Source organism: Phenylobacterium sp., assembly GCF_035569475.1.
In the GTDB taxonomy this organism is placed as follows: Bacteria; Pseudomonadota; Alphaproteobacteria; order Caulobacterales; family Caulobacteraceae; genus Phenylobacterium.
This window is the reverse complement of the sequence record NZ_DATMNA010000111.1, coordinates 1-23,956: the sequence shown is the minus strand read 5'-3', so window position 1 is coordinate 23,956 and position 23,956 is coordinate 1. Positions and strand designations below refer to the sequence as shown.

General features: G+C 71.4%; 19 protein-coding genes and 1 riboswitch. Of the genes, 10 read left to right on the top strand and 9 right to left on the bottom strand.

Annotation, left to right across the window (positions count from 1 at the left end; genetic code table 11):
* Window positions 1–24 precede the first annotated feature (24 nt).
* The gene (locus tag VNW53_RS18140; RefSeq protein WP_325557317.1) at window positions 25–1,380 is read left to right on the top strand and encodes an AmpG family muropeptide MFS transporter; all 1,356 of its coding nucleotides are present in this window, start codon (window positions 25–27) and stop codon (window positions 1,378–1,380) included.
* Window positions 1,381–1,392: 12 nt separating this feature from the next.
* Here the strand turns inward: VNW53_RS18140 and VNW53_RS18135 are convergent, their stop codons facing one another.
* From VNW53_RS18135 to rlmN, 3 genes are all read right to left on the bottom strand, one after another.
* Entirely contained in the window at window positions 1,393–2,220 is an 828-nt protein-coding gene (locus VNW53_RS18135; protein WP_325557316.1) for a serine protease, read from the bottom strand.
* Between the two features lie 19 nt (window positions 2,221–2,239).
* Complete coding sequence (locus VNW53_RS18130) at window positions 2,240–2,668, bottom strand: DUF350 domain-containing protein (RefSeq protein ID WP_325557315.1); 429 nt, start codon at window positions 2,666–2,668, stop codon at window positions 2,240–2,242.
* Window positions 2,669–2,860: 192 nt separating this feature from the next.
* Window positions 2,861–4,030 carry a 23S rRNA (adenine(2503)-C(2))-methyltransferase RlmN gene (rlmN, locus tag VNW53_RS18125; RefSeq protein WP_325557314.1) on the bottom strand — a complete coding sequence of 390 codons (1,170 nt, stop codon included), beginning with the start codon at window positions 4,028–4,030 and terminating at the stop codon, window positions 2,861–2,863.
* A 111-nt stretch (window positions 4,031–4,141) separates the two neighbouring features.
* Between rlmN and VNW53_RS18120 the strand changes: the two genes are divergently transcribed.
* From VNW53_RS18120 to VNW53_RS18095, 6 genes are all read left to right on the top strand, one after another.
* Window positions 4,142–4,972: a transporter gene (locus tag VNW53_RS18120; protein WP_325557312.1), complete on the top strand. Its 831-nt coding sequence runs from the start codon at window positions 4,142–4,144 to the stop codon at window positions 4,970–4,972.
* Between the two features lie 100 nt (window positions 4,973–5,072).
* A complete protein-coding gene (locus VNW53_RS18115) occupies window positions 5,073–6,071 on the top strand; it encodes an NADPH:quinone oxidoreductase family protein (protein WP_325557310.1) in 999 nt (332 codons plus the stop codon).
* A gap of 200 nt (window positions 6,072–6,271) precedes the next feature.
* Window positions 6,272–7,126 carry an SDR family oxidoreductase gene (locus VNW53_RS18110; protein ID WP_325557309.1) on the top strand — a complete coding sequence of 285 codons (855 nt, stop codon included), beginning with the start codon at window positions 6,272–6,274 and terminating at the stop codon, window positions 7,124–7,126.
* A gap of 96 nt (window positions 7,127–7,222) precedes the next feature.
* The gene (locus VNW53_RS18105) at window positions 7,223–8,005 is read left to right on the top strand and encodes an SDR family NAD(P)-dependent oxidoreductase (RefSeq protein WP_325557308.1); all 783 of its coding nucleotides are present in this window, start codon (window positions 7,223–7,225) and stop codon (window positions 8,003–8,005) included.
* A 178-nt stretch (window positions 8,006–8,183) separates the two neighbouring features.
* A complete protein-coding gene (locus VNW53_RS18100) occupies window positions 8,184–9,338 on the top strand; it encodes an AI-2E family transporter (protein ID WP_325557307.1) in 1,155 nt (384 codons plus the stop codon).
* 209 nt (window positions 9,339–9,547) lie between these two features.
* Window positions 9,548–14,392, top strand: a complete 4,845-nt coding sequence (locus VNW53_RS18095) for an NAD-glutamate dehydrogenase (protein WP_325557306.1) — start codon at window positions 9,548–9,550, stop codon at window positions 14,390–14,392.
* A 163-nt stretch (window positions 14,393–14,555) separates the two neighbouring features.
* Here the strand turns inward: VNW53_RS18095 and purH are convergent, their stop codons facing one another.
* The 4 genes from purH to VNW53_RS18075 all read right to left on the bottom strand — a co-directional run bounded on the left by purH (window position 14,556) and on the right by VNW53_RS18075 (window position 20,079).
* Window positions 14,556–16,148 carry a bifunctional phosphoribosylaminoimidazolecarboxamide formyltransferase/IMP cyclohydrolase gene (purH, locus tag VNW53_RS18090; protein WP_325557305.1) on the bottom strand — a complete coding sequence of 531 codons (1,593 nt, stop codon included), beginning with the start codon at window positions 16,146–16,148 and terminating at the stop codon, window positions 14,556–14,558.
* Window positions 16,149–16,167: 19 nt separating this feature from the next.
* A riboswitch (ZMP/ZTP riboswitch) is annotated at window positions 16,168–16,252 on the bottom strand.
* Between the two features lie 7 nt (window positions 16,253–16,259).
* The gene (locus tag VNW53_RS18085; protein ID WP_325557304.1) at window positions 16,260–18,008 is read right to left on the bottom strand and encodes a heparinase II/III family protein; all 1,749 of its coding nucleotides are present in this window, start codon (window positions 18,006–18,008) and stop codon (window positions 16,260–16,262) included.
* A gap of 13 nt (window positions 18,009–18,021) precedes the next feature.
* Complete coding sequence (rpe, locus tag VNW53_RS18080; protein ID WP_325557303.1) at window positions 18,022–18,687, bottom strand: ribulose-phosphate 3-epimerase; 666 nt, start codon at window positions 18,685–18,687, stop codon at window positions 18,022–18,024.
* Between the two features lie 78 nt (window positions 18,688–18,765).
* A complete protein-coding gene (locus VNW53_RS18075) occupies window positions 18,766–20,079 on the bottom strand; it encodes an RsmB/NOP family class I SAM-dependent RNA methyltransferase (RefSeq protein WP_325557302.1) in 1,314 nt (437 codons plus the stop codon).
* A 76-nt stretch (window positions 20,080–20,155) separates the two neighbouring features.
* Here VNW53_RS18075 and VNW53_RS18070 point away from each other — a divergent pair, with 76 nt between their 5' ends.
* Window positions 20,156–20,353, top strand: a complete 198-nt coding sequence (locus VNW53_RS18070) for a DUF1674 domain-containing protein (protein ID WP_325557300.1) — start codon at window positions 20,156–20,158, stop codon at window positions 20,351–20,353.
* A gap of 32 nt (window positions 20,354–20,385) precedes the next feature.
* Here the strand turns inward: VNW53_RS18070 and pyrF are convergent, their stop codons facing one another.
* Window positions 20,386–21,078, bottom strand: coding sequence for an orotidine-5'-phosphate decarboxylase (gene pyrF, locus VNW53_RS18065; RefSeq protein ID WP_325557350.1), 693 nt, complete (start codon window positions 21,076–21,078; stop codon window positions 20,386–20,388).
* Window positions 21,079–21,182: 104 nt separating this feature from the next.
* Here pyrF and VNW53_RS18060 point away from each other — a divergent pair, with 104 nt between their 5' ends.
* On the top strand, window positions 21,183–21,866 hold the full coding sequence (locus VNW53_RS18060) for a MarC family protein (protein WP_325557299.1): 684 nt from the start codon (window positions 21,183–21,185) through the stop codon (window positions 21,864–21,866).
* Between the two features lie 37 nt (window positions 21,867–21,903).
* Here VNW53_RS18060 and VNW53_RS18055 read toward each other — a convergent pair whose 3' ends face one another.
* Window positions 21,904–22,704: an SDR family oxidoreductase gene (locus VNW53_RS18055; protein ID WP_325557298.1), complete on the bottom strand. Its 801-nt coding sequence runs from the start codon at window positions 22,702–22,704 to the stop codon at window positions 21,904–21,906.
* A 185-nt stretch (window positions 22,705–22,889) separates the two neighbouring features.
* On the opposite strand from VNW53_RS18055, the gene VNW53_RS18050 reads away from it, so the two are divergent.
* Window positions 22,890–23,956: KUP/HAK/KT family potassium transporter (locus tag VNW53_RS18050; RefSeq protein ID WP_414693297.1), on the top strand; the 1,067-nt coding region annotated here is incomplete at its 3' end.

The following is a 23,956-nucleotide window of genomic DNA, read 5'->3' as shown; positions in this document are numbered from 1 at the left end:
CGCCGTTCGCCCACGAGGCCGCCGATGACCAGCCAAGCCAGCGCCCCGCCGCGCCGCAAGCGCACGGCCATGGAGGTTCTGCGCGAGCTGCGCCAGCCCAAGGTCGCGGTGACCCTGGCGCTGGGTTTCTCGTCGGGCCTGCCTTTCCTGCTCACCGCCAACACCCTCGGCTACTGGCTGCGCGACGAGGGCACGGGGCTGAAGGCGATCGGCTTCATCTCCTGGGTGGGCCTGGCCTATTCGCTCAAGTGGCTGTGGTCGCCGGTGGTGGATCGCGTGGACCTGCCGCTGCTGGGCCGGCTCGGACGGCGCCGCGGCTGGATGGCCTTCGCCCAGATCCTGGTCGCCGCCGGCCTGGTGGGGATCGCCATCGTGGGGCCGAAGGGGCCCGGCGGACTGACGGCCATCGGCGCCTTCGCCCTCCTGACCGCCTTCGCCTCGGCCACCCAGGACATCGCCATCGACGCCTGGCGCATCGAGGCGGCGTCCGACAGCGACGAGCAGGGCCTGCTGTCGTCCGCCGCCGCGCTCGGCTATCGCGCGGCGATCATCGCGGCCGACGCCCTGATCCTGGCGGTGGCCGCGCGGATCGGCTGGCCCGGGGCCTATGTGGCCTATGGGGCGGCCATGTCGATCGGCCTGGTCGCGACCTGGTTCGCCCTGGAGCCCGCCCGCGCCCAGGCCGCGCTGAAGGCCCAGGCGCCGCTGTGGAATCCGCGCGGCTTCTTCGACGCCGTCGTCGGGCCGTTCGTCGACTTCTTCGCCCAGCACAAGGCGCTGGGCTTCCTGATGCTGATCGCCATCGCGACCTATCGCCTGCCCGACTTCGTCATGGGGCCGATGTACACGCCCTACTATGTGGACCTGGGGCTGACCAAGGACGCGGTGGCGGCGGTGCGGGGCTCCATCGGCCTGTTCGGCGCCCTGGCCGGGGTGGCGATCGGGGGCCTGAGCGCGGTGCGGCTGGGCCTGTTCCCGACCCTGATCACTGGGGCGATCCTCCAGGGGCTGGGCACGGCCTCCTTCGCCCTCCTGGCGCTCTATCCCGGCAATGTGCCGATGTTCGGCGCGGTGATGGGCGGCGACAACTTCGTGCAGGGCTACGCCGGCGTCGCCCTGATCGCCTATATGTCGAGCCTCACGAGCCTCGGCTACACGGCGACCCAGTACGCCCTGCTGTCGTCGGCCTACGCCCTCCTGGGCAAGTTCCTGAAGGGCTTTTCGGGCGTGATCGTCGAGGGGCTGGCGAAGACCTACGGCCAGATGCCGGCCTATGAGATCGCCTTCGTCGGCGCGGGCCTGATCGCGATTCCCGCCCTGGTGCTGTTCCTGCTGCTCGCCCGCGTGAACCGCCGCACCCTGGCCATGGCGCCCGCCTAGGCGCTGTCCAGGCTAGGCGGTCAGGCAGACCACCTGGGCGACCCGAAGGTTGCGGCGAAGGTCGTCGGCGACGCGGCCGTAGTTGTCGGCGGTGATCGGCGCGCCGGCCGAATCCGGCAGGCGCAGACCGCCGGCGCCCAGGGTCCTGGCGGTGGTCTCCGGCGAGGTGGTGTAGATGCGTCCGCGCCGTGGGGCCTCGGCGATGGTGACGCCGATCACCCGGCCGTGGTCGTCGAGCGCCGGCGCGCCCGAGAGGCCGCCCAGCGTGCCCTTCAGCCCGTCCGTCCGTCCGGTCTCGGCCCAGACCAGCACCGGCTCGGTGCGCGCGCCGCGGCCCTCAACCACCAGGTTCTCGCGGCCCAGCAGGCGCGAACTCGCCTCGCCGGGGCGGCCTTGCGGGAAGCCCAGGTGGAAGGCCCGCTCCCCGCGCCGCAGCCGCTGGGAGAGGCCGAGCGGCAGGGCGGCCGCGCCGCCGTCGGTGGTGAGGATCGCGGTCTCGGCGCTGGGGTCGATGCGGACGCTGGCGGCGACGCCGCGCCCAGGTGAGACCACGATCGCGGCCTTCGAGCAGCCTTCCACCACATGGCGCGCGGTGATCCAGACCCCGGAGGGCGCGACGGAGAAGGCCGTCCCGGCGCCGGCCTCGGTCTTGTCGGCCACCTCCACCACCACCGCCGGGTCGAAGGGCGAGGCGGGGCCCAGGGCCGCGCCCTCGGCCTCGGTGGTCGGCGGCGGGGCCGGCGGGGCGTCGGCGCGCTCCTGGCGGCCGACCGCGGCCAACAGCAGGGCCGCCACCACCGCGGCGTAGATCAGCCAGTCGGGCAGCCTGGGGAAATGCATGGACGCGCCGGCTCTTGTCCTAGCCGGAGACCGCGGCGGCGAGGATCAGGGCGGTGGCGATCTTGGCGCCCACCAGCATGGCGGCGGCGGCCATCTCGTCGTCCTGGATGCGCTTGGGCAGGCCGTGCAGGATCAGGTCGACCAGCCGGAAGATCAGGAGCTGCACCAGGGTGATCGCCACGCCCCACAGCGCCAGCTCGATCAGGCTGGTCGAGGCCTTCAGGGAAACGGCCAGCGGTATGGCCAGGCCGACCAGGACGCCGGCGAGCGACACGGCCGCGGAGGTGTTGCCCTCGCGGATCAGCCGGATTTCCTTGTGGGGCGTCAGCATGACGTAAAGCGTCGCCGCCGCGAACAGTATGGCCACCGTCACCCCGGCGTGCAGCAGGGTGACCGGGAAGCCTGTGGCGAAGGCCTGAATCTCCGGCGACTGGAGGGGCGTGGTCATGGCGGCTTGCTCTCTCGGCGGAGCGCCCTGGATAGCACGGCGCCACACCTCAACAACGGTCGTCATGGCCCGGCTTGCGCGGGCCACCTATGATCTCCGTATCGACGCGGAATCACGGCGGCGCCGCAGCGCCCGCCCTTGACCGCCGTGATCGTAGGCCCCCCGGGACAAGCCGGGGGACGACGAGCGGAACTATTGAGGGGCGGCCTCGGTCGCCGCTGCCTTGCGCCGGGCGCTGGCTCGGACCTTTTCGCTCTCGCTCTTCAACTGGCCGCAGGCGGCGAGGATGTCGCGGCCGCGGGGCGTGCGGATCGGCGAGGCGTAGCCGCCGCGGTTGAGGATCGCGGCGAAGGCCTCGATGGTCCCCCAGTCGGAGCACTCATAGGGGCTGCCCGGCCAGGGGTTGAACGGGATCAGGTTGATCTTGGCCGGTATGCCCTTCAGCAGTTGGACCAGGGCCTTGGCCTCGGCCGGCGTATCGTTGACGCCCTTCAGCATGACGTACTCGAAGGTCACCCGCTTGGTGTTCGACAGGCCCGGGAAGGCCCGCACGCCCGCCATCAGCTCGGCCAGCGGGTACTTCCTGTTGAGCGGCACCAGCTTCTCGCGCAGCTCATCGTTGGTGGCGTGCAGGGAGATCGCCAGCATGGCCTGGGTGCGCTCGCCCAGCGGGATCAGCTCCGGCACGACGCCGGAGGTCGAGACCGTGATCCGCCGGCGCGAGATGGCGATGCCCTCGCCGTCGGCGATGATGTCGATGGCCGCGGCCACGCTGTCGAGGTTGTAGAGCGGCTCGCCCATGCCCATGAAGACGACGTTGGAGAGCCGGCGGTCCTCCTTGGGCGAGGGCCACTCGCCCAGGTCGTCGCGGGCCACCTGCACCTGGGCCACGATCTCGGCGGCCGTGAGGTTGCGCACCAGAGCCTGGGTGCCGGTGTGGCAGAAGGTGCAGTTGAGCGTGCAGCCCACCTGGCTGGAGACGCAGAGCGCCCCGGCGCGGCCCACGTCGGGAATGTAGACCGTCTCGATCTCGATGCCGGGCGCGGTGCGGATCAGCCATTTGCGCGTGCCGTCCCGCGACACCTGGCGCTCGACGACCTCGGGCCGGGCGATGCTGAAGGCCTCGGCCAGGGCGGCGCGCATCTCCTTGGCCACGTCGCTCATCAGCGAGAAGTCGGTGACGCCGTAGTGGTGGATCCAGCGCCAGAGCTGGCTGGCGCGCATCCGCGCTTTCTCCGGGCGCACGACCTCGGCCGCCACCAGCGCCTGGGCGAGCTCCGCCCGCGTCAGACCCGACAGGTTCGGCTTCATGGGCGCGGCAGGCGTGGCCGGCGCGCGCGAAAGGTCTAGGGTCACGCCCAAGGGGACAGGCTTTCTGTGTGGAGGCCCGGCAATATAGGGGAGTCCGCGCGTGCGGCCAAATTCCCAGAGCTGGTTTACCGAAAGTTTGCGAGTGGGAATTATCCCCGACGAATGAGAATTCTAGCCCTCCTGATCCTGGTTCTGCTGCCCGCCCTGCCGGCGCGCGCCCAAACCGAGGCCGCGGCCCCGGCGGCGGCCTCGGCCGATGGCCAGGGACTGCGCGACTTCTGCGCAGACCGGCCGGGCAAGGCGACGCCGCCCTGCATCCTCGACGCCGGCCATGTGCAGATCGAGACGGCCCTGGCGGACGCCGTGTTCCGGCGGAGCGGCGGCGTTCATTCGGAGACCTACAGCCTGGGCGCCAGCGAGGTCCGACTCGGCCTGACGTCGCGCCTGGAGGCGGAGGTCGCCTGGACGCCGCTCATCGTGGAGCACCAGCGCGGCGCGCCGAACGTCACCGGCGTGGGCGATCTGACGGTGGGCGCCCGCTGGGCGCTCACCAATCCCGACGCCAAGGACGGCGTGGCGGTCTCGGTGCAGGGCTTCGTCAATGCGCCCACCGCGACGCACGGCCTGGGCGCGGGCGGTTGGAGCGGCGGCGTCCGCATGCCGATCACCAGCCCGTTGCTGAACGGCGTCGGCTTCGGCCTCGGCCTCACGCCGGAGGTCGACGTGGTCCGCAACGCCGCCGGCGGTGGCGTCCACATGGCGGCCAGCACCACCGTCTCGATCACCCGAGGCTTCGGCGACACCACCCTGGGCGCGGAGCTCTGGGGCCAGGTCGACGACGATCCGGCGGCGCGGACCTACCAGGCCAGCTTCGATCTGATCGCCGCCCGCGCCGTGGGCAAGAACAGCCAACTGGACGCCGGCCTGAACCTCGCGCTCAATCGCAACACGCCCGACGTGGAGGTCTACTTCGGCATAGCCCACCGGTTCTGACCTCCCGGCTTTCAAACGTCCGTTCGGTTTCCGCCTTCCGCCCTCGCAGCCGCTGGGCTAGCGTCCGGCCGACTGCAAAGAGCTGACCGGGAGAGCGGGCATGAAGGCGCTGTTGAGCAAGGCCGTTGGCGGGCCGGAGACGCTCGTCCTGGAGGACGTGCCCAGCCCCGAGGCCAAGCCCGGCCACGCGGTGATCTCGGTAAAGGCCGTAGGCGTCAACTTCCCCGACGTGCTGATGATCGAGGACAAGTACCAGTTCAAGCCCGAGCGCCCCTTCGCGCCGGGCGGCGAGCTGTCGGGCGTGGTCAAATCGGTCGGCGAGGGCGTCACCAATGTGAAGCCCGGCGACCGCATCCTGGCCAACACCGGGTGGGGCGCCATGGCCGAGGAGGTGCTGCTGCCCGCCGGCCGGGTCTGGAAGATCCCGGATTCCATGCCGCACGATATCGCCGCGGCCTTCATCCTGACCTACGGCACTTCCTGGCACGCGCTCACCGATCGCGGTCACCTGAAGGCCGGCGAGACCCTGCTCGTGTTGGGTGCGGCCGGCGGCGTCGGCCTTTCGGCCGTCGAGCTGGGCAAGGCGCTGGGCGCACGGGTGATCGCCGCCTGCTCCACCCAGGAGAAGGTCGACCTGGCCATCGCCCATGGCGCGGACTCCGGCGTGGTCTACGGCCGCGGGCCCTTCGACAAGGACGGCCAGCGGGCGCTGGGCGCCCTCTTCAAGGACGCCTGCGGCCCGAACGGCGCCGACGTGATCTATGACGCCGTCGGCGGCGATTACGCCGAGCCGGCGCTGCGCTCCATCGCCTGGGAAGGCCGCTATCTGGTGATCGGGTTCGCCGCCGGCGACATCCCGCGCATCCCGCTGAACCTCGCCCTGCTGAAGGGCTGCGATATCGTGGGCGTGTTCTGGGGGAGCTGGGCGGGCAAGAACCCGGAAGCCTTCGCCAAGAGCATCGACGACCTGCTGGAGCTTTACGCCCGGGGCAAGATCAAGCCTCACGTCTCCGAGCGCTTCCCGCTCGCCCGGGGCGCCGAGGCCATCGCCCACCTGGGCAGCCGCCAGGCCATGGGCAAGGTGGTCATCACCGTCTGACCGACGCCGAGGCGCTTCTTTCTTTCCCACCTGTGGGAAAGGGGACCGCCCGCCCCGCGGGTCCGACCGGAGGTCGGCCCGAGGACGGGCTCCGAGCGGGGGCTGGAAAGGGGAAGCCGCAAGCTCGGCGCCCAGTCCGTGCCCTCTCCACCATTCCCTCTCCCGCTCCGCGGGAAAGGAAGATTGTAAAGGAGCGCCGCATGGCGGGACGTCTGGACGGCAAGGTCGCCGTCATCACCGGCGGCGTTTCGGGCATCGGCCTGGGGACGGTCGAGCTGTTCGTGGCGGAGGGCGCGAAGGTCGTCGCCGCCGACATCCAGGACGAGAAGGGCCGCATGCTCGAGCAGCGGTTCAAGGGCGCGGTGCGCTATGTCCGCTGCGACGTCACCGTCGAGGGCGACATCGCCGGCGCCCTGGGCCTCGCCAAGAGCGAGTTCGGCGGCCTCGACGTGCTGTTCAACAACGCCGGCATTTCCGACGCCATGCGCTCGGTCGCCGAGATCGAGGCCGAGCGCTGGAGCTGGATCTTCGACGTGCTGGTGCGCGGACCGGCGCTGGGCATGAAGTACGCCGCGCCCCTGATGCTGGAGCGCGGCGGCGGCTCGATCGTCAACACCGCCTCGATCGCGGGCCTGCAGGCGGGCTGGGGGCCGATCGCCTATTCCTCCGCCAAGGCCGCGGTGATCCACATGAGCCGCTGCGCGGCGGCCCAGCTCTCGCCGCAGAAGATCCGGGTCAACGCCATCTGCCCGGGCCTGATCGCCACCTCGATCTTCGGCGCCTCGCTCGGCCTGCCGCGCGAGGTCGCCGACCAGATGGCCGCCCGCGTGGCCGAACACGGCGCCAAGGTGCAGCCGATCCCCAAGGCGGGCGCGCCCGACGACATCGCCAAGGCGGCCCTCTACCTGGCCAGCGACGACGCCGCCTTCGTCACCGGCACGCACATCGTGGTCGACGGCGGCATCACCGTCGGCGCACGCCATAGCTGGGACCCGAACGGGCCCTCGCCCTTCGCCCAGCTGTTCCCGGAATTCGGTCCCGCCGCCGAGGACTAGGTTGACGTTGACGTAAGGTGACACTTTTTCGCGGCGAGGCTTGGGGCTAAAGGCCTGGACCCAGGTCCAAGCACGCAAAGCGGGAGCGCCACGCCCATGAAACTCGATTCCTCCGTCGCCGCGGTCGTCACCGGTGGGGCCTCGGGCCTCGGCGAGGCCACCGTGCGCAAGCTGGCCGAACATGGCGTCAAGATCGCCATCTTCGACATGAACGAAGAGAAGGGCGAGGCCGTCGCCAAGTCGGTGGGCGGCGTCTTCTGCAAGTGCAACGTCACCTCGGAAGAGGACGTCGACGCGGCCTTCGCCAAGGCCCGCGCGGCGCACGGGCAGGAGCGGATCCTGGTCAACTGCGCCGGCACCGGCAACGCCATCAAGACCGCCAGCCGCGACAAGCAGACCGGCGAGACCAAGCACTTCCCGCTCGATAGCTTCAACTTCATCATCCAGATCAACCTGGTCGGCACCTTCCGCTGCATCGCCAAGTCGGCGAAGGGCATGCTGGACCTGGAGCCGATGGAGGACGGCGAGCGCGGCGCCATCGTCAACACCGCCTCGGTGGCGGCGGTCGACGGCCAGATGGGCCAGGCGGCCTATTCGGCCTCCAAGGGCGGCATCGTCGGCATGACCCTGCCCATCGCCCGCGACCTGGCCGGCGACGGCATCCGGGTGAACACCATCCTGCCCGGCATCTTCAACACGCCCCTGATGCAGTTCGCGCCGGAAGCCGTGAAGGCGGGCCTGGCCGCCTCGGTGCCCTTCCCCAAGCGCCTCGGCAATGCGCCGGAGTACGCCTCCCTGGCGCTGGAGATGATCACCAACGGCTACTTCAACGGCGAGCACGTCCGCCTGGACGGCGCGATCCGCATGGCGCCGCGCTAGCTGCGAACTCGCGCCGGGTTGTCCATCCGGTTCGGACCGGAAGGCCGAGCGGCTCGAAGCCATTCTCGATAAGGCGCTGAACGAGGCATGACGCCGCAATACGCCCCGGGCGGGAGAGGCAAACCCCTCCCCTTCTGAGTCGAAGCGGGGTAGGGATCGCCCAAAGCGAAAGCCCCAGATGCCCGCCTCAGCCCCTCCTGCCGGCGTGACCACCGTCGCCCGCAACGCGCTCGTCGTCCTGGCGGTGATCGCGGCCGGCGCCACGCTCTACTTCATGGCCAGCATCCTGACGCCGCTGGCGCTGGCGATGTTCCTGGCGGTGATGATCGACGGCTTCGCCCGGGTGCTGCAGCACCGGCTGCCGCACGTCTCGCGCCGGGCCGCCCTGCCGCTGGCGGTGACCATCTCGCTCGTGCTGTTCGGCGGCACGGCGGTGTTCGTGGCGATGAACGGGGCGAATTTCGTGGGGCAGTTGGTCGCCTACGAGCCCAAGCTCGACGCGATCATCGCCCAGCTCGCCGGCATGGCCCGGGTCAAAGACCCGCCGACCGTGCTCAGCGTCATCAAGGGTCTCGACGCCTCGAAGTACCTGGGCCTGGCGGCGCGCGCGGTGCAGGACTTCGCGTCCACCGCCCTGTTCGTCCTCGTCTACCTGGCCTTCATCCTGGCCTCGCGGAAGGGCTGGGAGCGCAAGGCCATCGGCCTTTTCCCGCAGCGCGAGGAGCGCCAGGACGCGGTGATCGCCTTCCTGCGCATCCGCGACGGGGTGGAGCGCTATCTCTTCGTCCAGACGGTCACCGGCCTGATGGTGGCGAGCCTGTCCTTCGTGGCCATGGTCGCGGTGGGCCTGCACGACGCGTTGTTCTGGGCCTTCCTGATCTTCCTGGCGGTCTATATCCCGGTGGCCGGCGGGGTGTTCGCCGGCGTCGCCCCGCCGCTCTTCGCCCTGGTCCAGTTCGACGGCTACGGGCGCGCGTTCGTCCTGTTCCTCGCCCTGCAGGCGGTCGGCGTGATCATCGGCAACGTGGTCTATCCGCGGATGCAGGGGCGCAGCCTCAACATCGACCCGGTGATGGTGCTGCTGTCCCTGGCTTTCTGGAGCGCCATATGGGGGCTCACGGGCGCCTTCCTGTCGACGCCCTTGACCGTCATGGCCATGGTGATCCTGGCGCAGTTCGACGGCAGCCGCTGGATCGCGGTGATTCTCTCGGCGGACGGCGACCCGCAGCAACTGAAGAACAAGATGCCCAACGAGCCGCCCGACGCCGCCGATCCGCCACCCTCCAAGGGCCCCCTCTCCGAACCTTCCCGGCGCCGCCCGAAAGCCGCCTGACGTCGACAACAAAATCCAAGGGTCTTCAACTTGCGAAATCGGCTCCTATCTATGGTTGGCCCCGGGCGTGAAACGTCCGGCGCCTGCGTCCGCTTCCCCCCAAGCACGCGGACCCAGCGAGCAGAGAGCGTTCCGTCGCCCCCCCACGGCGGAACCAAACGGCGCCGGACACTCTCCTCCGGCGCCGTCCTCGTTCCGGGAGCCGCCGCATGACCCGCGCGCCCGCCCTCGGAGCCCTCCCGAAAGCCATCGTCGCCGCGCTTAAGGACGACGCCGCCCTGACCGACGCCAAGGCCTTCGCCGCCCAGGCGGCGGCCGACGCCGCCCCCGACGAACTGCCCGAACTCAGCACCGCGGACCTGGCCGCCAACCTAGCCGACTTCTGGCGGTTCGGCGAACGCCGCCGCGGCCGCGGCCCGACGGTGCGCATCGCGCCGGTGATCGGCGGAAACGCCGGCGGCCTCGACCGGCTGGAGATCGTGCAGGACGACGCGCCGTTCCTGGTGGATTCGATCATGGGCGAGATCGCCGAGCAGGGGCTTTCGGTGCGCGCCCTGTTCCATCCCATCGTCGAGGTGCAGCGCGACCGCGCCGGCGTTCGCGGAGGGACAGGCCTGGCGCGCCGCGAGTCGATGATCCAGGTGATCCTCGATCCCGTCGGCAAGGACCGTGAGCACGCCCTGGTCGCCGGCGTCACCGAGACCCTGAAGGACGTGCGCGCCGCGGTGGACGACTTCCCCGCCATGCTGGAGCTGATGGGCAAGACGCTGGCCGAACTGAAGCTGAGCGGCGAGAAGGCGCGGCCCGAGGAGATCGCCTTCCTGAGCTGGCTGCAGGCCGAGCAGTTCGTGTTCCTGGGCGCGCGGGTCTACGAATATCCACGCCTGAAGAGCGGCGAGTTCGCCGCCGAGGAGCCGCTCTACCAGGCCAAGGACGGCCTCGGCGTGCTCCGCGACCCGGCCCGCCACGTCCTGCGCCGCGCCAATGAGCCGGCGATCCTGCTGGCCGACGTCAAGCACCGCATCCTGTCGGACCCGGCGCTCACCGTGGCCAAGTCCAACGTCAAGAGCCGGGTGCACCGCCGCGGCTACATGGATTACGTCGGGATCAAGCGCTACGACGCCCAGGGCAAGCCGTTCGGCGAGGTCCGCTTCGTGGGCCTGTTCACCGCCGAGGCCTATGACGAGCCGGCCAGCGCCGTCCCCCTGATCCGCGAGAAGGTGGCCAACGCCCTGGTCCGCGCGGAGACCGCGCCCGGCAGCCACAACGAAAAGCGGCTGCGCAACATCGTCGAGAACTACCCGCGCGACGAACTCTTCCAGATGACCGAGGACGAGCTGCTCACCCAGTCGCTCGGCATCCTGCACCTCTACGACCGGCCGCGCGTGCGGCTGTTCGAGCGGCGCGACCCGTTCGAGCGCTTCGCCTCGGTGCTGCTGTTCCTGCCGCGCGACCACTACGATTCCGACCTGGCGGCGCGGGCCGGCAGGATCCTGGCCACCGCCTACCGCGGCCGGGTCTCCGCCTCCTACCCGAGCTTCTCGGACGCCCCGCTCGCGCGGGTGCACTACATCATCGGCTTCTCGCCGCGCGACCATGACCAGCCCGACCTCAAGGCGCTGGAGATCGCCATCGCCGAGGCCGCCCGCACCTGGGAGGACCGCTTCGAGGACGCCGTGCGCGCTTCGGGCCGCCCGCCGGGCGAAGTGGCCGAGGTCCTCGGCCGCTACCGCGAGGCCTTCCCGGCCGGCTACCGCGACCGCTTCCCTCCGTCGGAGGGCCTGGCGGACCTGGCGGTGATCGACAGCATGGCCGAAGGCCAGGCGGTCTGCGTGCGCGCCTATCGTTCGCCGGGCGATTCCAAGCTGCAGTTCCGCTTCAAGCTCTATCGCCCGGCCCAGCCGGCGCCGCTGTCCGACGTGCTGCCGATCCTGGAGAACATGGGGCTGAAGGCGCTCGCCGAGGCCGGCTTCCCGGTCTGCCGGCCGCGCATGCCCGCCGTCTGGGTGCACGACTTCGAGATCGAGGACCCGCTCGGGGCGAACCTGGTCTTCGCCGACCTGAAGGCCGCCTTCGAGGACGCCGTCGTCGCCGTCTGGACCGGCCGCACGGAGAACGACGGCTTCAACCGCCTGGTGCTGGCGCTTTCCATCCCCTGGCGCGACGCGGCCCTGATCCGCGCGCTCGCCCGCCATCGCCAGCAGTCCGGCCTCGATCCCAGCCAGCGGGTGCAGGAAGAAGCCTTGTCGGCCCACCCGGAAGTGGCGCGGCTGATTCTCAGCCTGTTCCAGACCAAGTTCGACCCGCAGACCGGGGCCGGCGTCGAGGCCCGGCGCGATCAGGCCGACGCCCTGATGGCCCGCATCGTCGAGGCCCTGCAATCGGTGGAGAGCCTGGACGAGGACCGCGTCCTGCGCCGCCTGGCGTTGCTGGTGGGCGCCATGCAGCGGACCAACTTCTACCAGCCGGGACCGGACGGGGAGCCCAAGCCCTATATCTCGTTCAAGGTGGCCTCGGGCGAGCTCGCGGACCTGCCGGCGCCCAAGCCCTACCGCGAGATCTTCGTCTGGGGCGTCAACGTCGAGGGCGTGCACCTGCGCTTTGGCCCGGTCGCCCGCGGCGGCCTGCGCTGGAGCGACCGGCGCGACGACTTCCGGACCGAGGTGCTGGGGCTGGTGAAGGCCCAGCAGGTGAAGAACGCGGTGATCGTGCCGGTCGGCTCCAAGGGCGGCTTCTATCCCAAGCAGTTGCCCAAGGGCGGGTCGCCCGACGCGGTGCGCGCCGAAGGGGTCGCGGCCTACACCACCTTCCTCTCGGGCCTCTTGGACATCACCGACAACCTGGCCCCCGACGGCAAGGTGATCCGGCCGCAGAACGTCATCGCCTTCGACGGGGACGACCCCTATCTGGTGGTGGCCGCCGACAAGGGCACGGCCACCTTCTCCGACATCGCCAACGCCATCGCCGAGGCCTACGGCTTCTGGCTGGGCGACGCCTTCGCCTCCGGCGGCTCGGCCGGCTACGACCACAAGGTCATGGGCATCACCGCCCGCGGCGCCTGGGAGGCGGTGAAGCGCCACTTCCGCGAGCTCGGCAAGGACATCCAGGCCGAGCCCTTCACCGTGGTCGGCTGCGGCGACATGTCGGGCGACGTGTTCGGCAACGGCATGCTGCTTTCCAAGCAGACCCGGCTGCTGGCCGCCTTCGACCACCGCGACATCTTCCTCGATCCCGACCCCGACCCGGCCCGGTCATGGACCGAGCGCGCCCGCATGTTCGCCCTGCCGCGCTCGTCCTGGCAGGACTATGACAGGAAGCTGATCTCCAAGGGCGGCGGGGTCTTCTCCCGCACGCTGAAGTCGATCCCGCTGTCGCCCCAGGTGAAGGCGATGCTGGAGGTGAAGGCCGATGCGCTCGCCCCCACCGAGCTGATCAACGCCATCCTGAAAAGCCAGGCGGAGCTGCTCTACCTGGGCGGCATCGGCACCTATGTGAAGGCGCAAGCCGAGGCCAACGCCGACGTCGGCGACAAGGCCAACGACGCGGTGCGGATCAACGGCGCCGAGCTGCGGGTCAAGGTGGTCGGCGAAGGCGCGAACCTCGGCCTCACCCAGGCGGGCCGCATCGAATACGCCCTGGGCGGCGGGCGGATCGACACCGACGCCATCGACAATTCGGCCGGCGTCGACACCTCCGACCACGAGGTGAACATCAAGATCCTCACCGGCATGCTGGAGCGCACCGGCGAGCTGACCCGCAAGCGGCGCGACACCCTCCTGCAGTCGATGACCGACGACGTCGCCGACCACGTCCTGGCGCACAACTACGACCAGACGCTCGCGCTCTCGCTGATGGAGATGGACGCGCTGGGCGAGATGGCGCCCTACGCCCAGTTCATGACCGAGCTGGTCAACGCCGGCCGCCTCGACCTCGCCGTCGAGGGCCTGCCCGACGCGGCCGGGATGGCCGAGCGCGCCCAGGCGGGCCGCCCGCTCACCCGCCCGGAACTGGCGGTCCTCCTGGCCTACGGCAAGCTGGAGCTGAAGCGGGACATCGTCGCCAGTGACGCGCCGGACGACCCGTTCTTCGAGCGCCTGCTGGAAGACTACTTCCCCAAGGCGATGCGCAAGTGGGCCGAGCCCATGCGCCGCCACCGGCTGCGGCGTGACATCATCGCCACCGTGGTCGCCAACGACGTCATCAACCGCTGCGGCCCGAGCTTCCCGGCCCGGCTGATGCCCGCGGCGGGCGCCGACGCGCGGGCCTTCACCGCCGGCTATGAGGCGGCCAAGGCGGTGCTGGGGATTGCGGACCTGTGGGATGCGGTGGCCGCCCTGGACGGCAAGGCCCCGGCGGCGGGGCAGATGGCCCTGTTCCGCCGGCTGAGCGCGGCGCTGCGCGGCGCCACCTTCTGGCTCACCCGGCGCGCGGCGCGCGACAAGCTCGAGGTCGACGCCCTGGTCAAGGCCTATGGCCCGAGCTTCCAGGGCCTCTTGAAGCTGATGCCCGCCATCCTGTCGCCCATCGAACAGGCCCAGGTGGAGGCGCGCGTGCGCCAGCTCACCGAGGCCGGGGCGCCGGCCGACAAGGCCCGCGCGGTGGCGGTGCTGCAACCCATGACCATCGCCGGCGACCTGGTCGACATCGCCGAGGCCTCCAGTTGGCCGCTCGCCAATGTGGCGCGGCTCTACCATGCGGTCGGCGAGGCCTTCGGCTTCGACCGGGTGCGCCAGGCGGCCGGCGCCTATGCGGTGGGCGACAACTTCGAGCGGATGGCGCTTCGCCGGCTGATCGAGGACCTGCTGACCCAGCAGGCGGACCTGACGCGCACGGTGATGGCCTTCGCCGGCGGCGCCCAGGCGGGCGAGGACGCCCACCACGCCCGCGACGCCGCCTCGGCCTGGACGGCGCTACGGCCCGACAAGGCCAGCCTCGCGCGCCGCACCATCGACGAGATCGAGGCCTCGGGCGGCGGCTGGACCTTCGCCAAGCTCACCATCGCCAACGCAGCGCTGCGCGAGCTGGCCGCCGAGGGCGTGAAGAAGAAGCGGTAGCGGTGCGCCGTCCCTCCTCTTTAGGGGAGGGACGAGTCGCGGAGCGGCCGGGGTGGGGGGAGTCGGGTTCAAGGTCGAACGCGGAGTTCTGGCCCACAAACCCCCACCCGTCCCGCGCTCCGCGCGGTCCGCCCTCCCCTGAAGAGGAGGTATTGTCGCCGGCTCAGTGCCGGAACACCCGCACGCCGGTGAAGACCATGGCCACGCCGCGTTCGTCGGCGGCGTCGATGACCTTCTGGTCGCCGATGGAGCCGCCGGGCTGGATCACCGCGGTGCAGCCGGCGTCGGCCGCCTGGATCAGGCCGTCGGGGAACGGGAAAAACGCTTCCGACGCGCAGGCCGAGCCCTTCAGGTCCAGACCGAAGTCGGCGGCGCGCAGGGCCGCGATGCGCGCGGAGTCCTTGCGGTTCATCTGGCCGGCGCCCACGCCCAGGGTCTGGCCGCCCTTGGCATAGACGATGGCGTTGGACTTCACATGTTTGGCCACCGTGAAGGCGAACAGCATGTCGCGGACCTCCGCCTCGGTGGGCGCGCGCTTGGTGACCACCTTCAGGTCGGCGGGCGTCAGGCGGGCGTTGTCGCGGCCCTGCACCAGGAAGCCGCCGGCCACCGACTTGAAGGTCAGGCCCGCCGACAAAGGGTTGGGCAGGCCGTCGGTCGTCAGTAGACGGACGTTCTTCTTCTTGGCGAAGAGGGCGAGCGCGTCTTCGTCGACGCCGGGGGCGATCACCACCTCGGTGAGCAGCTTGAGGATTTCCTCCGTGGTCGCCGCATCCAGCTTCCGGTTCAGCGCGATGATGCCGCCGAAGGCGCTCACCGGGTCGCAGGCCAGCGCCCGCTCATAGGCCTCCAGCACCGTCTTGCCGGTGGCCAGGCCGCAGGGGTTGGCGTGCTTGATGATGGCGCAGGCCGGGCCGTCGGCCGGATCGAACTCGGCGATCAGCTCGAAGGCCGCGTCGGTGTCGTTGATGTTGTTGTAGCTGAGCTCCTTGCCCTGCCATTGCCTGGCCGTCGCCACGCCGGTGCGCGGGTTGGCAAAGCGGTAGAAGGCTGCCGCCTGATGCGGATTCTCGCCGTAGCGCATGGTCTGGACCAGCTCGCCGGCGAAGGCGCGGCGCTTGGGCCACTGCTCGCCCACCGCCTCGGCGAACCAGGCGCTGATCGCCGCGTCGTAGGCGGCCGTGCGCGCATAAGCCCGCGCCGCCAGGCGCTTGCGAAGGTCGAGGCTCGTGGTCCCGTCGGCCTGCAGCTCGGCCAGCACCTCTTCCAGGTCGGCGATCTCGGTGCACACGGCGACGTAGCCGTGGTTCTTGGCGGCCGAGCGGATCATCGCCGGCCCGCCGATATCGATGTTCTCCACCGCCGTGGCGTAGTCGGCGCCGGCGGCCACGGTGGATTCGAAGGGGTAGAGGTTCACATAGACCAGGTCGATGCCGCCGATGGCGTGGTCGGCCATGGCCTTGGCGTGGTCGGGCGCGTCGCGCACGCCCAGCAGGCCGCCGTGCACCACCGGGTGCAGGGTCTTCACGCCGCCGTCCATCATCTCGGGGAAGCCGGTGAGGTCGGAGATGTCCTTCACCGGCAGGCCGGCGTCGGCGATCGCTTTGCGGGTGCCGCCTGTGGAGACCAGCTCGACGCCTGCGGCGGCGAGCACGCGGGCGGCTTCGACCAGGCCGGTCTTGTCGGAGACCGACAGCAGGGCGCGCTTCAGCGGGGCGCGGTCGGGGGCGGGCGGAAAATCGGGAGCGGCGGGCACGGCATCCTCCTGGCGTGAAGAGAAAGGCCCAGGCGAGCGGCGCTATGGTCCTTTGCGCTCCCCGGTGGTCACCCACCTCAGTTTCGCCAGTCACGCAAGGATGAGCGGGGCTTAGGCTGGCGCCGCCTCGGCGTCAACTTGGCTCTGGTCGCTGGGCTGATGCGCCGCGGAGAGCTTCCAGCGCAGCTTCCCCCCGGCGTCGAGGCGGGCCTGGCCGCGCAGGACGATCTGCTGGCCGTGGCGGACCAGGCCGTCCTCGAGGTGCGCCGCGGGTTCCAGCGTCGCCTCCTGGGCGTCGCTGCGCAGCCACCAGCCTGCCGCCTGGCCCTCGACCTTCAACAGCACGCTGGTCCTGTCGCGGGCGATCAGGGCGCTGACCTGCGGGTGCAGGTGGAAGCGCACCACGAAGGGGGCGAACCGGCGGCCGGCCGCCCCGCCGCGCTGGGCCAGCGGGACCAGGGCGTCCTCGCCGCGCAGCTCGTCGGCGTCGAGGTCGAGATAGAGCCGGCGCTGATGGCGCAGGCCGAAGCGGCGGGCCCAGCCGTCGTGGCCGGCCTCCAGCCAGGCGCCGCCGCGGGCGGCCTGCCGGTCGACGCCGTCGACCGCATAGGCGTCGCGCAGCCGCGGGCCTAGCGCGCGGGCCGCGAAGCCCTGCAACGGCGCGCCGCAGGCCGCCTCCGACACGCAGAGCGTGGAGGCGGCGTCCACCAGCCGCAGGGCCTGTGGCCCGGCCGCGTCCGGCGACCAGCCGGAACCGACGATCAGGCGCTTGCCATGGGCCAGCACCTCGATGGCCAGCGGCTGGGCGCAGGCGGCCTCGCTCCAGGCCCCCGCCGCCGGCGCGGCGGCGTCGGCCATCACCTGCAGGGTGCGCGCCTCCAGCCGGTGATAACCGCCCCGCGCGGCCGGGACCGCCCGGTCGATCGAATCCTCCCCGGCCCGCGCGGCGGCGACATAGGGCCCCGCCAGCGCCTCGCCGCCCTGGAACGCCGCCAGGCGGCCGTCGCCGAGGGTGAAGAACCGCACCGCGCCGCCCAGCCGGTCGAGGGCGCGCATCATCTCGTCCGGCGCGTGGACACCGTGCTGGGCCAGGGCGTCGTCCAAGGTCTGCAGGTCGAAGAACAGCTCCAGCGCCGCCTGCGGCGAGCGGCTGGCGTGGGTCCCGTCGGGCAGCACCGACACGGGCAGGGCCCGCGCCAGGCGGCCGAGCGCGCGGTCCAGAAGATGTTCGCCCGCGGCGCCAGCCAGGGCCGCGCCGGCCACCGCCGCGGCGGCGGCCCGCTCCGCGGCTCGCGCCGGACCGTCGCCCAGGCTGAGCAGATAGCGCGCCTGCCGCGCCAGGTCGGCGGCGATCTGGTCGGCCTCGGCGTCGGAGGCCGGACCCGAGAGGGCGGCGATGGCGCAGGCCAGGTTGAACACCCGCCGCTCGATCACGCCGGCCTCCCACGAGAACCGGTTCCAGCGGCCGAACAGCCGCCGCCAGGCGAGCGTCAGGCGAAGCGCCTCCCAGGCGCCGGGATCGCCATGGGCGGTGAGGTCCTTCAGCCAGCCGAAGCGGTGCAGGGCGACGGCGAACCGGCGGCTGGGCGCGGGCCGGTCCCAGGGATCGCCGCGCGGGCCGACCGCCAGGGTCTCGCCGCCGAACACCAGGCCGCCCGCCAGGATGCGCCGCCCGGCCTCCTCGTTGGCCGGGCGCAGGTCGCGCGGCTGGGCGGCCAGGCCCTCGGGCTCGGGATAGCCGAGCAGGAGCTGGTTCAGCCGCGAGGCGCGCCATTCCAGGCCGGGGCGCCGCCAGAGCGCCAGGGCCGCGGCGTAGATCGGATAGCCGCCCGGAATTCGGTCGAGCGCCGGGCCGGCCATCGGCGCGCCCGGCTCAGGCGCCGCGCAGGGCGGCGATGTTGGCGGCGTAGGCGGCCGGCCCGCCCTTGAACACCGCCGTGCCCGCCACCAGCGCCGTGGCCCCGGCCTCGACGCAGAGCTTCGCGGTCTGCGGCGTGACGCCGCCGTCCACCTCCAGCGGGATGTCGCGGCCCGTGGCGTCGATCATCGCCCGCAGGGCCGCGATCTTGCGCAGTTGCGAGGTCATGAAGCTCTGGCCGCCGAACCCCGGATTGATCGACATCACCAGGATCAGGTCGACGTCCTCCATCATCCACTGGATCACCGAGGGGTCGGTGGAGGGGTTGAACACCACGCCCGCCTTGGCCCCGAGCGCGCGGATGCGCTGCAGGGTGCGGTTGAGGTGCGGCCCGGCCTCGGGGTGGACGCTGAGGATATCGGCGCCGGCGTTGCGGAACGCCTCCAGGTAGGGATCGGCCGGCGCGATCATCAGGTGGACGTCCATCGGGATCGTCACGTGCGGCCGCAGAGCCTTCACCACGTCCGGCCCGATGGTGATGTTGGGCACGAAGTGGCCGTCCATGACATCGACGTGCAGCCAGTCGGCCCCGGCCTGCTGGACGGCGGCGGCTTCTTCCCCCAGGCGCGCGAAGTCCGCCGCCAGGATCGAAGGGGCGATGAGGGGGGCGGAACGGACCATGGCGTCCGCATAACGTGATGCGAGGTTTCCGGCCAGAGGGGGAGCCCCCAAACGCCGCCGTCGCCCCCCGCTCGGCGGCTAGGCCTTCCTGAACCGCGCCACGTAAAAGCCGTCCAGGCCGCCCTCGATATGGTGCGGCAGGATGCGGAGCGTCCCGTCGGGCAGGACGCTGGGGGCCGGCGCGCCGCCCTCGCCCGCGGCGATGGGGTCGAGCGCCACGCCCGGCGTGCGGCCGAGGAAGGCGGCGACCTGACCCTCGCCCTCCTCCGGCTCCAGGGAACACACGCAGTAGACCAGCCGCCCGCCGCTCTTCAGGCGCCGTGCGGCGGCGTCCAGCAGCTTGGACTGCACGGCGGCCAGGCCCGCCACGTCGCTGGGCTTGGCGGCCCACAGCACGTCCGGATGGCGGCGGAATGTGCCGGTGGCCGAGCAGGGGGCGTCGAGCAGGACGGCGTCGAAGCTTCGCCTATCCGGCCAGGTCGCCGCGTCGGCGGCCGCGGTCTCGGCGGCGAGGCCCACGCGGGCCAGGTTCTCGGCGACCCGCTTCAGCCGCGCGGGCGCGCGGTCGACGGCCGCCACCTGGGCGCCCGCCGCGGCGAGCTGCAGCGTCTTGCCGCCCGGGGCCGCGCACATGTCCAGCGCCGTCTCGCCCGCCTGGACCGACAGCAGGCGCGCCGGGATCGCGGCGGCGGCGTCCTGCACCCACCAGGCGCCCTCGGCGAACCCCGGCCAGGTCGCGATGTCGCCCCGCCGCTCGGTGCGGAGCGATCCGCCGGGCAGCGCCGTCGCCTCCAGCTCCGCGGCCAGGGCGGTGGCCTGCGCCGGGTCCTTCAGCGACAGGTCGGTGGCCGGCTCCTCGGCGATCATGGCCGCGATCTTCAGCGCCTCGCCCGCCCCGAAGGCCGCGCGCCAGCGGGCGTAGAGCCAGCCCGGGGCCAGCAGTTCCGGATCGTCCAATTGCGGCGGCTCGCGCAGCAGGCCGCGCAGCACGGCGTTCACCAGCCCCTTGAACATCGAAAGGCCCTTGTCCTGGGCCACCAGATCCACCGAGGTGCCGACCGCGGCGTGGGCCGGGGTCTTCAGCACGAAGGCCTGGGCGACGCCCAGCCTGAGGATCTGCACCACCTTGTCCGGCGGCGCCTTCTTCACGCGCGCCTGCAGGGCGGCGTCGATCGGGCCCAGATGGCGCAGGGTCGCCATCACCAGGGCGCGGGCGAAGGCCCGGTCACGCCCGTCGAGGGCGGCCAGGGCGGGATGGCTCAGGCCCTCGTCCATGCCGGCGCGGCCGCCGAGCGCCGCGGTCAGCAGGTCGAGGGCCGCGGCGCGGGCCGGCAGCCCGGCGGCGTCGTTGGGAGGATTCTGCGAGGGCGTCTGGGCGGGAAGATCGGTCACGCGGCGCGGCGTGCCCGCTCCGGGGCGTCAAAGCAAGCGGTTTGCGGACGCGCCCGCCGGGTCTAAAATCGGGGCCATGAACGAAGATGTGCCCAATGCGGCGCCGGATAAGCCGCTGACGCCCGCAGCCCGGCGCGCCCTGGAAGAAGCCGCCCAGCGCCACGCGCAAGCCGAGGCCGCCGCCGCGGCAGGCGCCGAACAGGGCGGCCCCAAGGGCCTTGAACCCACCCGCTTCGGCGACTGGGAACGCAAGGGCATCGCCGTCGATTTCTGATCCTTCCCCTCCCGCTTGGCGGGAAGGGAAGCCTACCCCGCCTGCGCCATCTCGGCGGCGACGCGGAGGGCCGCGGCGTGCGGATCGTTGGCGGCGGTGATCGGCCGCCCGCAGACGATGTGCGAGGCGCCGGCCTTCAGGGCGTCCAGCGGCGTGGCCGCACGGGCCTGGTCGTTCTTGGCGGACCAGTCGGGGCGCACGCCGGGCGTCACCACCAGGAAGTCGCGGCCGCCGATCGCCCGCGCCAGGGACGCCTCGCGCGGGCTTGAGATCACCCCGTCGCAGCCGGCGGCGATGGCCTGATGCACCCGGCGCTCGACCAGGGCCCGCACGGTGCTTTCGTAGCCGATCTCCGGCAGGTCCTCGTCGGAAAGGCTGGTCAGCACGGTGACCGCCAGGATCTTCAGGGACGAGGCCCCGCGGCCGCGCACCGCCGAGGCCATGACCTGGGGCTCGCCGTGCACGGTCAGGAAATCGCAGCCCTGTTCGGCCAGCACGGCCGCGGCCCGCTGCACGGTGGTCCCGATGTCGTGCAGCTTCCAGTCGATGAACACCTGCTTGCCCTGCCGTTTCAGCTCGTGGGCCAGCGCCATGCCCTCGGTGGCGAAGAGTTCGAGGCCGATCTTGTAGAAACTGACCGCGTCGCCGAGCGCGGCCACGGTGGCGCGGGCCTCCTCTGCGCTCGGGACGTCGAGCGGGACGATCAGTCGGCGGTCGGCTTTCACGGGCGCATCTGCGAGCGCGGCTTCGGCCATGACGAAGGCTCCGGGCAAGGACGCGCGGGCCGAGGGGGTTCGGCGCGCGCAGCGATTTGGGCTAAGACCCAGGGATGATCCATTGGGACTTCGCGGTCAACTTCTTCGTCGCCCTGTTCGCGCTGCTCGATCCCCCGGGCAACGTGCCGGTGTTCGTCGCCTCGACGGCGGGCGCCACCGGCCGCGAACGCGCGCAGATCGCCTTCGTGATCTCGTTGTTCGTCATGGGCTTCCTGACCCTGTTCTATTTCACCGGCCTGAGCCTGCTGGCCTTCTTCGGCATCTCTCTTCCGGCCTTCCGGATCGCCGGCGGGGTCATCCTGTTCGTCCTGGGACTGAAGATGCTCGGCGACGACTTCACCTCCGGCTTCGCCGACGCCGCGGAGGACGCCAAGGACAGCCGCACCTATGTGCGCCGCCGCGTCGAGCAGATGATCGTGCCCTTCGCCATGCCGCTGCTGATCGGGCCGGGCGCGATCTCGACGGTGATCATCTACGCCAGCCAGGCCAAGGAGTACGGCTTGCCGGGCGCGGCTCTCGGCGTCGGCGCCATCGCCGCCGTCTCGGTGGCCACCCTGCTGTCGTTCCTGGCCTCGCCGATCGTCGGCCGTCTGCTGGGCAAGATCGGGCTGTCGATCATCGTGCGCGTGCTGGGCCTGATCCTCTGCGCCATGGCCGTGCAGTTCCTGCTGGCCGGCATCGCCGCCTCCACCCACGGGCTGATCAGACCCGAGGCGGCCGCGCCCTACGCCAAATAGCCTCTCCCCCGGGCGCAGCGAGAGAGGGAGAGGCGCATCACAGCTTCCGGAACCGCGAGCTCTGCGAGGCCATCAGAGCCATGGCCCAGTCGTCGGGGATCAGCTTGGCCGCCGCGGCGATGGCCTTGTTCGGCGCGCCGGGCACGCATATCGCGCGGTTGGCCTCCACCGCCTCATAGCCGGCCGCCGCCACCTCGTCGGCCCCCAGCCACAGCCAGGGCGGCGTCGACTGGGTGATCTGCGCCCGGGTGCCGGCGACGTCGTGGAACTCGGAGAAGGTGAAGCCGGGGCAGAGCGCGCTCACATGCACCCCCTGCGCCTGAGTCTCCAGGTGCAGGCTCTGGGAAAAGCGCACCAGGAAGGCCTTCGTCGCGCCATAGAGCGTATGGCCAGCCACGCCGGGGACAAGGCCCGCGAGCGAGGCCACGTTGACGATGCGGCCGAATTTCCGGTGCAGCATCCCGGGCAGGACCCGGTGGGCCAGTTCCGCCGGCGCGGTCATCATCACCTGGATCACCGCGCGCTGGTCGTCCCAGCGGGTGTCGGCGTAGGCGCCCGGCAGGCCGTAGCCGGCGTTGTTGACCAGCGCGTCCACCGTCCGGCCATGGGCGGTCAGGAAATCGAGGACGTGGCCCGGCGCCTCGGGATCGGCCAGGTCGGCCGCCACGGTCAGGGCCTCGACCCCGTAACGCAGCGAGACCTCCTCGGCGAGCTTGTCCAGCCGGTCGGCGCGCCGCGCGGTGAGGGCCACGTCATAGCCATGGCTCGCCAGTATGCGGGCGAAGGCCGCGCCTATGCCGGCCGAGGCGCCGGTCACCAGCGCCAATCTGCGATCCATCCCCGCCTCCGAGTCGTCGGTGTGAAACTAGGCCCCAGGGCCCGGCATTCAAGGAAAAGCGGCGCCTTTGTGGCATCGTGCTGCGGCGCAGCATTGAATGGGGTTCGGAATGGGTGTATCGCGCCCGCCGCGAGACGGCATCGGGCCGCCCAAGGGGATGCCGTTTCGGTCCCCGGAGAGACTGGATGGCTGATACGGCCGGCGGCGCCTTGGAGGCGCCCGAGGAGTCGCATCGCTCCCCGATCAAAGAGAGTTTCTTCGCCCTGGCGCTCGGCTCCATGGGCGTCGTCTTCGGCGACATCGGGACCAGCCCGCTCTACGCCATGCGCGAGGCCCTGCGCCATACGCGGTCGACCGTCTCGCCGGAACTCGCCGTCCTGGGGGTCGTGTCCCTGGTGACCTGGGCGCTGATCCTGATCGTCACGGTCAAATACGTCGTCTTCCTGATGCGGGCCGACAACAAGGGCGAGGGCGGCACCCTGGCGCTGATGGCGCTCGCCCAGCGCATCGTGCCCCGGCGCTCCGGCTGGGTGCTGCTGCTCGGCATGGCCGGCGCCGCGCTGTTCTACGGCGACGGGATCATCACCCCGGCCATGTCGGTGCTGTCGGCGGTGGAAGGAGTGCGCGACGCGCCCGGCGCGCCGCACGAGATCGCCAAGCTGGTGGTGCCCATCGCCGCGGGCATCCTGATCTGCCTGTTCCTGGTGCAGGCCCGCGGCACGGCCAGCGTCGCCAGGTTCTTCGGGCCGATCTGCGCGGTGTGGTTCCTGGTCCTGGCGGGGCTGGGCGTCTACCACATCGCCGAGGACCCCACGATCTTCCGGGCGCTGTCGCCGCACTACGGGATCATCTTCCTGGTCGACAACGGCTTCCTGGGCTTCGTCATCCTGGGCAGCGTGTTCCTGGCGGTGACCGGCGCCGAGGCGCTGTACGCCGACATGGGCCACTTCGGGAAAAGCCCGATCCGCGCGGCCTGGATCTTTCTGGTCCTGCCGGCCCTGCTGCTCAACTACCTGGGACAGGGCGCCCTGGTGATCCATCATCCCGCGGCTCACGTCGACCCGTTCTACCGGATGATCCCGCAGGCGATCTATTGGCCGGTCCTGCTGCTGGCCAACCTCGCCAGCATCATCGCCAGCCAGGCGGTGATCACCGGCGCCTTCTCGCTCACCCAGCAGGCGGTGCAGCTAGGCCTCTTCCCGCGCATCTCGATCCTGCGGACCTCCGAGACCCAGGCCGGCCAGATCTTCGT